Genomic DNA, 11,093 nt, shown 5'->3' on the forward strand with positions numbered 1-11,093 from the left:
GTTTTTAATATGATCTGTGAAGGCAAGACTACCGAAGACAAGGAAGGAAAGTGGACAAGGAAGATTTTATCCGGACAATGGTCTTTTAATGGGCTATTTTTCTTACTAAGAATACAGACTTTGTACTGTTTTTCTCCCTGGCCACCTTGTCCACCTTGTCCACCTTGTCCACCTTGTCTTGTCCTTGTAAGGGGAGGGGACTGGATTTGATTGTTTTTTGTGTGTTCCCTGTTCCCTAAGATAAAAATTACCTGCGGAAAACTTACCAAACAACCTCTAACCTTTTGATTGGATTTTTTGCACCAAATCATTAAACGGGTGCCAATTATTCTCTTGGGCGATCGGTTCCCAAACTGATTCAATAATTGGTCTTAATAAAGCCGTCTGGGGATTATTCTCAGCGAGGGTTTGAGCAATTATAGGCATCCGCTCTAGATCCAAAGAACTGAGAATTTGATGATACAGTAAGCACCAGTTCTCAAATATCTGTGATGCACCTGATGTCGGGATAACATCTGCACCGTTCATGACCATCTCTGGCTCATCTCGCCATTTAGCAGTAAAAGTCCGGGTTATTTCCCAGAAAAATTGGTGATAACCAACTTGGCTATCTTGTAAGAATTGAATTGTTAAATTTAAGAGTTCATTTGCTGCGGGTAAATCTAACTGCTCAAAACCCAACTTTTTCAACATTAACGAGCGGTATTCATCTTGATAATACTTATTGAACTTTCCTAGGGCTGAATCCATTTCTGTTTTGTCAATGATTGCTTGTAATGGTTCCTGAAGCAGTTCTAAATTCAATTGACAAATACTGGGTTGATGGCTATAACAGTAACGTCTATAGTAGTCGAAATAAGCGGCTGTAAAGTAGGGGTCATAAGTAGGAATGAAAGCATAAGGGCCATAGTCAAAGCTTTCCCCTGTAATTGACATATTGTCAGTATTGAGGACTGCATGACAAAAACCAGCCGCCATCCACTGGGCTACTAGTTGCGCCACCCGTTTGACTAGTTCGGCATAAAATAAAACATATTGATTGAGTTCGGGCTGTAAATGGGGGTAATAATACTCAATTACATGGTCTAAAAGTTTTTGAGTTAAATCTGGTCGTTGGAAATAATGCAAACGTTCAAAAGTACCAAACCGGATATGGGAACTGTTCACCCTGACCATGACAGATGACCGTGTAGGCGAAGGTTCATCACCCCGCCACAGAGATAAACCAGTTTCAATCATGGTCAAACAGCGAGAGGTACGTACTCCTAATTGGTGTAATGCTTCTGCTGCTAAAACTTCTCGGACTCCGCCCTTAAGTGTCAGCATTCCATCACCACCACGAGAGTAGGGTGTTTTACCAGAACCTTTAGTACCAAAGTCGTATAACTGGCCATCAGCACCCCGGACTTGTCCATAAAGAAAGCCTCTACCATCACCCAAATCAGGGTTATATGTACCAAATTGATAACCGTGGTAACGTAATGCTAATAATGGTCGGCGTTCCTGGAATTTACCAAAGGCGTTAATAAAATTCTTGTCTGTAACGGCGTGGGGGTCTAGCCCCAAAAGCGGTAAGAGTGAATCATTGCGCCAGCGTAAAATATGTTGGGGAAAATCAGCTGCTATTACCTCGTCGTAGTAGTCATCACCCAAAGATTCTAATGCTGGTTCGTAGTTGAGGGTGAGAAAAGGATTATGAGAATTTTCCTTATTGGGGGTTTCAGCTAGATTCATCGGGAGAAATGCTAATTGATTCTACCTTTTATCCTACCGCAGTGAATGTGAACTGTATTACCACCAACATCACTACCCATAAACATCAAAAAATAGCTGACTGTGAATTTAACCTTTACGCCCTTGCGTAAAACTCAATTCATATTTTCACTGAGCAAAGCCCAGAAAAAGTAGTATAAATTAATTACAGCCTTCCTATTCATAAAAGAATCTTTGCCAATGCATCCCACTAAAACAGTTACTGTACCTACTCGCGTGATCGGTTTAATTAGCGGTACTTCCGTAGATGGTATAGATGCTGCATTGGTGGAGATTTCTGGTAGTGATTTAGATTTACAGGTTGGTTTAATCGCTGGGGAAACATATCCCTATCCGGCTGAATTAAGAGAAAAAATATTAGCAGTGGGCGCTGGTGTTGCCATTTCCATGGCAGAATTAGCAGAAATAGACGATGCGATCGCCTGTGCTTTTGCCCAAGCAGCTCAAGATATCCAAATCGGTCACCAACCAGCTAGTTTAATTGGTTCCCATGGTCAAACTGTTTACCATCGACCCGCAGACACAGACGCATTTAACACTACATTAGGTTACAGTCTGCAATTAGGCCGAGGTGCTATAATTGCCCATCTCACAGGAATTACCACTGTGAGTAACTTTCGGAACGCGGATATTAATATTGGCGGTCATGGTGCGCCCCTTGTACCGAGAGTTGATGCTTTTTTACTCGGTGATTCAGTGGGGGGACGTTGCATTCAAAATATTGGTGGAATTGGTAATGTCACTTACCTTCCCCCTCGTGGTGATGATTGGCTTTCCCAAATTCGCGCTTGGGATACTGGCCCGGGAAATAGTTTGTTGGATTTGGCAGTAGAATATTTAACTGATGGTGGTCAGTCCTATGATGAAAATGGCAATTGGGCTGCTAGTGGTGTTCCTTGCTACTCATTGGTAGAACAATGGCTAGAGCAAGATTACTTTCATCTACCCCCACCCAAGTCTACGGGGCGCGAGTTGTTTGGTGTAGCTTACTTACACCAATGTTTGCAAGATGCTGAACCCTACCAACTCAATCCAGCTGATTTACTGGCGACACTCACAGAACTTACTGTTGGGTCTATTGCTCACAGTTATCGGAGTTTTTTACCCCAAATGCCCCGGCAGGTATTATTATGTGGTGGGGGTAGTCGCAATCTGTATTTAAAACACAGGTTACAGTTATTACTGCCATCCCTGTCGGTTTTGACTACGGATGAGGTGGGCTTAAATGCTGATTTTAAAGAGGCGATCGCTTTTGCCGTTTTAGCCTACTGGCGACGGTTGGGACTTCCTGGTAACTTACCATCAGCCACCGGCGCACCCAGCGAAATACTTTTGGGAGAAATTCATTTAAGAGCATATGGGAAAGAAAACTTATCAAACAACCTCTTAGACAATGGGTGTGGTTAAGATCCCCGACTTCTTTCGGTATGGGGGATAGTCTAATATAGTTAGTCCAGAAGTCGGGGATCTGAAAACAATTCTCCCTGTAGAGTGTCTGGTCGGCTTTGAGCTGCTAGGCGACAAATTTCCCCCCAGGAAATTACCAGACTGTTATAAGCAGTGGCCTCCTGTCTCCAGCCTTTTTTGTCACAAATGTTATATAACCGATAGGTTAAATCTCGTAAGATTTCCCACTCACCCTTATACTCAGATAATACCGCAGCAGCGCCCGTTTCTCCTTTTTTATCCAAAGTGTAGATTAGGTGTTGGGTAATCAACCAATTACACCCCATGGGGTTGCAATTCTCTGGTAACTCTCCCCGGCGCAATAGTCGCACCTTTCCACCTTCAGCAAACAGAATACCCCCATTCACCAACCCTTGAACACTGATATTTTTAGCTTTAGATAAAGTTTCCGCCTCCCCATAGATTCCCTCATTAAATTGATGTTGTTCAAACCAGATCAAAGCCCAACTGGTCTCTAGGTCAAATTCTCCCTCCTGTTCCGTCAGGTATTCATCCAACATTTGATTAATGAATTGTAGGGCCGTACGTACCGCCATAGCAGAACCGTCAGCGTCTAGGATTTTAGTGTAACGGGAGAAAATACCCATACCCGGACCAATGCTAGCTTGGGCTAAATCCACCGGTGCGATATTATCTTGTTGCAGTTTTTCCAGTGCTGCGGGGAGTTCCCGCTTGAGTTGCTGCAGAAATTGGCGACGGGTGACGGAGGGGGCGGTTTCTGGACGGGGACGACAGACAAGGACAATGGAAGAGGCCAGGGCGTTGGTTCCAATACCTACGCTGCGGTTACTTAATTCTGTTCGCATTGGCCAAGTACTCACAATAGTAAAACCAGCTTGGATTAAACCCTCTAGCATGGTTTCCCAACCGGTGGAGGCGGTGACATTTTGGTTATTTTGACTGGTTTCTGTTTCTGACTGTTTAAAGGCGTAGTATATAGTAACTGGATATTCAGAATTTGCGGTTTCTCGCATTCTCCTAAAAGCTGCACCTAAACCAGTTTCAAAAAATTCTTTAGCTTGTTGTTTATCACCGCCAAATCTGTAGGGGGTGGCGACTAGTTCTTCTATTTTGGGTACTAGTAAGGTACTGCAAATTTGTGGGTAAAGTTTGCCAATGGAACGGCGCAGCCAGATATAAAAGAAGTCTGCTAAGTCTGCATAGCCAATGTTATCGTAGTATGGGGGGTCTGTGGAGATGACCGGAGAGTTTAAATGTAATTTTTGGGCTGCATTATGTTGTTTAACTAAGCCGGGGGTGTCGGTATTTCTTAATTCTATGACTGCTGATATCCAATCAACAGCACCGCCAAAGTTACCTGTAGAATCACTTAAGGGGTTAGCTTCTACAAAATCCCAGGTCATGGGAATAGCTTGACGGGCGAATGTATTTCGGATCGTATCACGCCCTGAATGCCAACTACATATACTAGAACAATAATCCGTTAATTTATCAACTGCAAACCCTAAATAAGTGGCGACAGCATCGGCGTAAGCCGTCGCACCCATACCCCCCTGGGAAAGTGGTAAGTTATCATCTGGGATACCCGCAGCTAGAGCATCAAGTTTGACTTGTTCTCTGGCGACCCTGACTAAATCGCTGAAGGTGGTTAAGGCGACAAGCTGACGGGGGGTAAATAAATCAGCGTGTTGGGTCATTCCATATAATTGCACACGAAAACCAAGGGCTTGTTCTGGTAAGTTACTGTCTGGTTTCCATTGTGGCTCTGCTGACAAAGCCACTTTGATCTGCTCCTCATTGGGGGGAATATACAGGCGTTGCTTTTGACCCTCCGTTACAATAGCCATTAACTGAGTCTGCATTCTTCCTGCTTTCCCCTCCTGGCGGATGTGGTCAAAGGGTACTGGTGTATTACAACAAATACACATCGCCCCTCTGCGGTTAACGGTTCCCTCCCGTGCTGTTCCTTCCCCGGTTTTGACTGTAAAACTCACCCTGGGGGGTTGGTGACTGCTATCAATTACAGGTTCTACCCAAGCTTGTTTACCCTTTTTGGTGGATAATTTAAAGGAATTTACTAAGGGCATTTGCGCCCCACAAGCGGGGTTAGGACATTTCACAGTCCGCGCCCACAACCAAGCAATTACGGTTGCTTCCCCACCGCCATGCTCCAGGGGTAAACTCACCTTGGGGTATAAATGGCCAATAGTTTTAAAAGCTTGGTTTCGCATCCATTCGCCATAATAGCCCACGTCGGCTGCTAACCCCTGCGCGCCGTACCATTGGAGGGCTTTTAACTTTGTTTGCGCTTCTGGGTTGACGGGGGGTTGATTCTGAAATTTGGGGGGAATTTCAATTAAGCCTTTAGTAATTAATACGGCGACAGGGTTAATATCACTACCATGGGCGACTAAACCTAGGCGTTGTCCTTCTAGGGGTATGGAACCACCACCACAAAAGGGGTCATAAACAGGAGGTGCATAGTTTTGTAAATATGTACGTACTTCTGCGGTGTCTGTGGGTGGTGTTTCGTTGCGACTCCAGGCTAAACAACGGGCGATTTCTTTTTGGGCGGTTTCGATAATTTCCCGGTTATTGATACTATCCCAAGAGACTAAACCCTTAACTACCTGCTCCGGTTTCCCTTTTTTGTCAACGGTAACAATTTTACCAATGATATCAAATAACCGTTGTCTTTCTTGTGCTTGATCTGCTTCTGTGGGGAATTTATCGGGGTGACTAGATGGGTCATCTACTAAGGAAGCAAATAATACCGCCCTACAAGTGGCTGTGGGTTTTCTTGACCACCATAAATGTAGTGTAGAAGGATGTCCGTGTCTAATGGATTTTTCCCTGGCTGATTCTTGGTTGATGGCTTCCAAGGGTAGGGCGACTTCTATTAATTTTTTTTTCATTATGATGGCACACAGAAGAATTTACCCAGGGAGTTTTAAATATTGTTAGTTATTTTAACTTGAGTGGGGATGTTGTTTACATTTAAAGGTCTTTAGGTAAAAGAATCAAGAGAGGTTTATTTAGGTCTAAGTCTGGGAAAATATATTCAGCAGACTTGAATGGTTCCCTAAATATATTAAGAAAGGTAGCTGGGGACTCTATCTTTGATGGAAACTCAGGGGAGTCTCAACAATGTAAAACTTTGTTAAGAAGAATCTATATTTAGTTGTCAGGTTGATTCATAAAATATAGAATTGGGATGAGTGACATTAGGAGGAACTGGTTTAATAACCAAATCAAAAGCTAATGAAAGCCATGGCATGAATCCTCTTAGAAGCAGCGCACCGCGAAGTGTGAAACTTTTAAAACTCAAGAATGCCTTAATTAACTTGGCTGTTGTCCAGCATAGGTTGCAAAACCCACCAAAAACAGCAACGTAGTTGAGTGTTTTGTGGTTTATGTGTGGGGATGAGAACCAATTAAAGGGCTTGAGCCAGTAGTGAGATGGTATTGTGGGAAAACAAAAAAACAGGAAGGGTAATCAACCTGTGTAAGAACGGCGATCTGCACCTTGACAATTGAAGAGGGGTTATATTCCATAGTTGTAGTTGTTTGGCACCGAATAGGTAAAATCTACCCTTCGGTAACCTGCTATGAGGCTACATGGAAGCTAGAGGAATCATAATTTAAATCAATCCAATTCTTGGAGCTAGTCCTAAGCTGACTATTTTAGAGACAAAACTATACTTATGTTGACAAGCATTGACATAAGTGAGTTAAGAAAATCGCCCACTTGATATATAATCCTACGACATCAAGTAAGGTACTTTGTTTAAGTTGACGCCCCATCATCCCCAGATCCTTTCCTTCCTGGAACTGAGCAAGAGAAGGAGGTCGTCCACTGGGACACAAACATTAACTACTCTATGCCATAGTGGAACCTGAATCTAAGCCCCATTGATGCTTGAGCAACTCTTGGTAAGTTGCTTCCCTGACCATCATCTGCTCATAAAGCTTAACCAAAAAGTCTTTTGCTTGGTCAGGACTCATGTTGTGTACCTGGGTAGCAAAAGAGCGGATGCTGAATTGCTGTTCCAAAGATAGTTGAATGGGTTGGTTCATATTAAACTCCGAGAAAGAGAACGGGTAAAATTGATCTCAATTACAGAATTAGCAAATGTATAATTAAAATTCAGTAGTGATTACACATTTGTACCTGTATATTAAGAAAGATAACAATTGTTTGCAGAATTGCCCACATCCTTATGGGTAGGGTTTGTATTTTGATGTCTTGCATTTATTTAGGCTAGGGGATGTATAACCTAGGTATACCCAAGGCAACTGGGGCAGATAATGGCTTTTGAGGTAGCATCGGCCATACATTGGTTGACAGTGTACTCATTGTCGCAGATCCTGTGGGGATTTGCTGACAGAGGAGTAGGAAACCTTAAGTTATTAACTGTGAATTATATTCGCCATATATGATTATGTGCAACAAGTAAATTAACCCGGTTTAATAGCAACCCCCAAGAGGTAGATTTGGAGGTTAAAAATATTTTTATCAATTTGTCAAGCATAAAAATGCTCAGACTGAACAAATTTCTGGAAAAGTAGTGAAAAACCCGGAAAAATAGTAATACAGTTGCTCTTGTTGAGCGTACTCTAAACTCTGTGTTGAGAAGCCGGAACAGCAATTGAGGATTTTCAGTCATTTGGGGTGAGGAAAATCCAAAATTGCCAATCTTAACTATTCTACAGACACCATGACTACCGTGATGTTATCATGTCCACCCTGGTGTTTGGCGGCTGTAATTAGCCCATGAGAAGCTGTTTTTAGTTCGGGAGAGTGGCGGAGGTGATCCGCAATTTGCTGATTATTCAGTTCTTCGGTGAGTCCGTCGCTACATATTAACAGGCGATCGCCCAATTGAACATCTAGGGGTTGGATATCAACTTGATGTAAGTCTATTCTGCCCAAACAACGAGATAATACATGGCGGTAGGGGTGACTTCGAGCTTCCTCTTCAGTAATATCACCGAACTTAATAGCCCGAGACACCCATGTATGGTCTTCAGTCACCTGTTGTAATTGGGACTCTCGAAACCGGTATAACCTGGAATCACCAACGTGAGCGCACCAAGGGGAATCTGAGGGGCGAAAAATCACCACCACAGCAGTAGTACCCATATCAGAGCGTTCAGGATGCTGTTGTTGATCCTCTAAAATGGCTTTATTTGCTTGCCATAGGGCATTTTCTAACAATTTGGGAGTGGGTTGATCGCTATTCCATTGGGAGAGTAAAAACCCTGTTATTTCGTCGGTGGCGATGCGACTGGCTTCCTCACCCCCTGCGTGTCCCCCCATACCATCAGCAACAATAAAAAATCGCCCATCAGGGTCGACATAGAAAGCATCTTGGTTACTAGAACGAACAAGTCCCGGATCGCTAGAACCCGTGAAGTTAAGTTTCATAATTTTTGAGCACAATTAATATGTCCGGTCATAACGGTCGAGGCGTGAAAGCAAGCGAATCATTATAACTGAGACTGCGGCTGCAATCAAACCAGCTAGCACCGCCGGCCATACATAACGATTAACTAATAAAATTGTAGCCGAAAGAGTGAATCCACTGATAATTAGGGCGTAGGTTGTGCCTAGTTGAATATTACTCTGTCTTCGGAGTAAACGCTCCGTTTCTATAGAACGCACACGCACACGCATATCTCCGCGTTCTAATTTTTCCAATGTATCTTCTAATCTCCGGGGTAACCCCAATGCAGTGCTACTAACTTGCACTGCTTGCCGACTTAACTCATTGATAAAGCTGTTATTATCAGAACCATTCATATTTGTTATTAGTTGCATGGCATATGGTTGGGCAACTTCCATAAAGTTAAACTCTGGATCTAAGCCTTTACCTACCCCCTCCAGAGTAGAAAAGGCTCGCATGACAAAAGTGAAGGTGGCGGGAAATCTAAATGGCTGATTATAGGCTATTTCATACAGGTCGTCACTGATGGCGGACACTGATTGATTTTCAAAGGGTTGGTCCATGAAATTGTCCAACATATATTGGACAGAACGCCGTACTGGACCCATGTCATCTGTAGGTGCGATCGCTCCTAGATTTATCAGAGATTGAACCACGCGATCGCCATCTTTTTGAGCGATTCCAAACAGCGTTTCCATCAGTCCTTCACGCACATTAGACTTAATTTGTCCCATCATGCCGAAGTCGTAGAAAATTAAATCGCCATTAGGACTCACCGCAATATTTCCGGGGTGAGGATCAGCATGGAAAAAGCCATTATTAAGCAATTGTAATAAGTAAGCTTGAGCGCCCTGACGTGCTAGCACCTTGCGATCTAAACCCGCAGCTTCTAAAGCCTCATATTGGCTAATTTTAATTCCGGGGACATATTCTAAAGTCAACACTCTAGGTGAAGCATAACGCCAATACACTCTAGGTACTTTTACCCATTCATAGCCGCGAAAGTTGCGACGAAAAGTATCAGCATTGCGACCCTCATTGAGATAATCAATTTCTTCCCAAAGAATACGACAACACTCATCGTAAATCCCTAGCCAGTCTCGCCCCCGTCCCCATTTGGGGTGGTTTTGAAAGTAGCGGGTAATACCCTTGAGAATTTGTAAATCGATTTCAAACAGCTTCTTGAGTCCAGGGCGCTGTACTTTCACCACCACCACATCCCCGGTGTGCAATACAGCTTTGTGTACTTGGCCCAAACTAGCAGCCGCCAGGGGAATAGGTTCAAAATCCAGGAATAATTCCGGAATTTTCTTACCTAATTCTTGCTCAATACTGGTTTCTACTTGCTCATAACTAAATGCTGGTACTTTGTCCTGTAACTTAGCCAACTCTTCTACATATTCGCCGGGGAATATATCAGCACGGGTAGAAAATAACTGCCCGACTTTAATAAAAGTTGGCCCTAAGTCCAACAGGGTATTACGAATCCAGACTGCTTGGGCTTTGCGTCTAGCAGCTTGCTTTTCCTCAGTGATACCGCCGGGGTAACTCCAGGATTTGTTGTACCGCCAGAGTTTGAACATTAAGGTCAAGACGAAAGACCAGATGTCTACAAAGCGCCGTCTACTAGAGTAATTTTCCCGATTCCAACGGTATGCCTGATCTGAATAACCTGTTTCCATATTTTTTGTGTACCGTTGGTTGTTAACCAAATCACCTGAATGAAAAGACACACTGAATCCTGAAATATTGACCAGCCACTGTCATGTAATCATGACTAATCAGGAAGTTTATACAGAACTACTGCGATAACGCTGTAATTCATTACGCAAGAGGGCAATTTCTGCCCTGAGTTCGTCAATGGTGGCTTGGACATCCACAGCATCAGCACCAGAAGACCCAGAACCTGGGGTGCTGTGACCAGCGGCTTCAGCTGCCCGATTTGCCCGTTCTAAGACCTGTTCTGTGAACTGGCGCATTTGCTCTCTGGCTTGGGCATCGAATTTGCCCAAATCGCTCAAAGCGTCGGTTATAGCCACTTCTAGGCGCTCATTAATTACTTCTGCTACAGCTCTGCCTACAAAAAAGGCTTGTACAAGAGGGTTATTCATAAATTTTTGTTACGTTGCTCCGCAAGAAAATTATAACTTGCCTCTCTGCTTTAGTGCTGCTGTTAAATAGCGAGAAATTTGAAAATCAAGACGTGTAACTAATTGTAAAATATTTTATTAACACGCGTAAATCTTATTAACTCACCATTTATTGAGTAGTAGCCTAGTTGATAATTAAATAGACAAACCTATACACTTATCTACAAACCTATAAGTGTATTTATGTTTAAACCTCATGAGTTTGCAAAGAAAATTGGGGTGTCAGTCAAGACATTACACAGTGTTGAGGTCGAGCAATGCTTTTATCCATTAAAACAAAGTTGAAACTGAGTAA

8 protein-coding genes are annotated in these 11,093 nt (G+C 43.2%); 2 read left to right on the forward strand and 6 right to left on the reverse strand.

All coding sequences use genetic code 11. The annotated features are described in order from the left end of the window. Window positions 1–276 precede the first annotated feature (276 nt). Window positions 277–1,734, reverse strand: coding sequence for a protein adenylyltransferase SelO family protein (locus NWP21_RS03315; protein ID WP_280791606.1), 1,458 nt, complete (start codon window positions 1,732–1,734; stop codon window positions 277–279). An 8-nt stretch (window positions 1,735–1,742) separates the two neighbouring features. Here NWP21_RS03315 and NWP21_RS03320 point away from each other — a divergent pair, with 8 nt between their 5' ends. Both NWP21_RS03320 and NWP21_RS03325 read left to right on the forward strand, forming a co-directional pair. Then, a complete protein-coding gene (locus NWP21_RS03320) occupies window positions 1,743–1,865 on the forward strand; it encodes a hypothetical protein (RefSeq protein WP_280791607.1) in 123 nt (40 codons plus the stop codon). A gap of 88 nt (window positions 1,866–1,953) precedes the next feature. After that, window positions 1,954–3,180: an anhydro-N-acetylmuramic acid kinase gene (locus tag NWP21_RS03325; RefSeq protein WP_280791608.1), complete on the forward strand. Its 1,227-nt coding sequence runs from the start codon at window positions 1,954–1,956 to the stop codon at window positions 3,178–3,180. 41 nt (window positions 3,181–3,221) lie between these two features. On the opposite strand, the gene NWP21_RS03330 is transcribed toward NWP21_RS03325, so the two are convergent. The 5 genes from NWP21_RS03330 to NWP21_RS03350 all read right to left on the reverse strand — a co-directional run bounded on the left by NWP21_RS03330 (window position 3,222) and on the right by NWP21_RS03350 (window position 10,759). After that, entirely contained in the window at window positions 3,222–6,116 is a 2,895-nt protein-coding gene (locus NWP21_RS03330; protein ID WP_280791609.1) for a DUF1156 domain-containing protein, read from the reverse strand. Window positions 6,117–7,080: 964 nt separating this feature from the next. Continuing rightward, the gene (locus NWP21_RS03335; protein WP_271733994.1) at window positions 7,081–7,278 is read right to left on the reverse strand and encodes an NblA/ycf18 family protein; all 198 of its coding nucleotides are present in this window, start codon (window positions 7,276–7,278) and stop codon (window positions 7,081–7,083) included. A 625-nt stretch (window positions 7,279–7,903) separates the two neighbouring features. Beyond that, window positions 7,904–8,629, reverse strand: a complete 726-nt coding sequence (locus NWP21_RS03340) for a Stp1/IreP family PP2C-type Ser/Thr phosphatase (protein ID WP_280791610.1) — start codon at window positions 8,627–8,629, stop codon at window positions 7,904–7,906. 15 nt (window positions 8,630–8,644) lie between these two features. Next, window positions 8,645–10,330 carry an AarF/ABC1/UbiB kinase family protein gene (locus tag NWP21_RS03345; RefSeq protein ID WP_280791611.1) on the reverse strand — a complete coding sequence of 562 codons (1,686 nt, stop codon included), beginning with the start codon at window positions 10,328–10,330 and terminating at the stop codon, window positions 8,645–8,647. A 108-nt stretch (window positions 10,331–10,438) separates the two neighbouring features. Continuing rightward, window positions 10,439–10,759, reverse strand: a complete 321-nt coding sequence (locus NWP21_RS03350; protein WP_280791612.1) for a DUF6825 family protein — start codon at window positions 10,757–10,759, stop codon at window positions 10,439–10,441. Window positions 10,760–11,093: the final 334 nt, after the last annotated feature.

The organism is Anabaenopsis sp. FSS-46, assembly GCF_029891665.1.
Lineage (GTDB): Bacteria > Cyanobacteriota > Cyanobacteriia > Cyanobacteriales > Nostocaceae > Anabaenopsis > Anabaenopsis arnoldii.